Origin of the sequence: uncultured Campylobacter sp. (assembly GCF_938018035.1) — a bacterium.
GTDB lineage: Bacteria > Campylobacterota > Campylobacteria > Campylobacterales > Campylobacteraceae > Campylobacter_B.
In genome coordinates this window covers 1-1,268 of sequence record NZ_CALIJF010000178.1, presented here as the reverse complement: position 1 = coordinate 1,268, position 1,268 = coordinate 1, and the positions used below count along the sequence as shown (strand labels likewise).

Annotated in this window: 2 protein-coding genes; both read left to right on the top strand. The window is 48.3% G+C overall.

All coding sequences use genetic code 11. The annotated features are described in order from the left end of the window. The first annotated feature begins 27 nt into the window (after nucleotides 1–27). Entirely contained in the window at nucleotides 28–219 is a 192-nt protein-coding gene (locus tag Q0257_RS05385; RefSeq protein WP_366517495.1) for a tail protein X, read from the top strand. Beyond that, nucleotides 213–1,196: a contractile injection system protein, VgrG/Pvc8 family gene (locus tag Q0257_RS05380; protein WP_298022512.1), complete on the top strand. Its 984-nt coding sequence runs from the start codon at nucleotides 213–215 to the stop codon at nucleotides 1,194–1,196. The genes Q0257_RS05385 and Q0257_RS05380 overlap by 7 nt, the downstream gene beginning before the upstream one ends. The last annotated feature ends 72 nt before the right edge of the window (nucleotides 1,197–1,268 follow it).

Below are 1,268 nucleotides of genomic sequence, written 5' to 3'. Positions count from 1 at the left end.
CGTCCGAGTTTTTTAAAAAGGGAGCATATGATTTATAAAGCAAAAGACGGTGAGCGATTGGATCAGATCGTTTATAGGCATTACGGGCATTTAAGGTATTTTGAAAGTGTGCTGGAGCTCAATCCAAAGCTAGAAGTCGTTTTAAAGGCGGGCGAGCTCGTAACCCTGCCGGAATTGAGCGAAGAAAAAATACCGCAAAAGCAGGCCACATTATGGTGAGAAAACCGATCTTTAAACTTGAAGCAAACGGCAAAGATATCACACAAACCATAAAGCAAAATTTGATTAGCCTAGGCTTTGACGATAAAGAGGGCTTTAAAAGCGACGAGATTAGTTTTAAGGTACACGGCATCTATGCAAAGCCGACATTCGGCGACAAGCTTGAGCTATATTTGGGCTGGGCGGGCGAAGGCGAGGAAGGTGCCGATAATACGTGGCTGTGCGGTAAATTTGCCGTGCAGACCTGCGAACGAGATTTTAAAGAGCAAAGTACCGAGGTGCGTGCGACCGCCGTAAATTTTGCCGGCGAGATCAAGACTAAAAAGCGCCGCAGCTGGGAAAATACCACGCTTTTTGCCATAGCCGGCAAGATTGCGGACGAAAACGCCCTACGCCTCAAAACGAGCGGAGAGGATATGGCAATCAGATCGCGCCTACAAGACGGGGTGAGCGATTTGGAGTTTTTATATTCATTGGCAAAGGAGCTCGGCTATCTCGCCGCCACCAAAAACGACACGCTGATCCTAGCGCCAAAAAGCGGGGATGATGAATCGGACGAAGCAGAGACAGAGAGCGGGCTGCCGCAGATCGAATTGAATTTAAGCGATCTTACTTCCCTCAATATTACCGAAGCCAATCGTAACGCTTACGGTTCGGTCGTGTGCGAATGGCAAGATGTGGAGAGCGGCAAACGCAAGCAGATCAAGGTGGGCAAAGGCAAACAGACCTATAAGATGCAAATCCCAGAACCGAAAAGTGATGCCGAGGCCTATAAGCTGGCGCAAAGCAAACTGGATGAGCTAAAAAAGGGCGGCATCAACGGGCGGTGCTCGTGTATGGGCGCCAATATCGTCGCGGGCGCGCAGGTTAAATTTAAAGGTGCGCCAGGGCTTGAGGATCTTAAATTTAGCGTGAAATCGGTTTCGCATACGCTAGAGCCCACAAACTATAGCATAGAGATAGAATTTGAAGGGTAAAGGAGCAAAAATGGTCTTGGAAATTACCAGGTTCAAGGAGATTGGCGATATGACGCTTGGGCGCTTTGTATT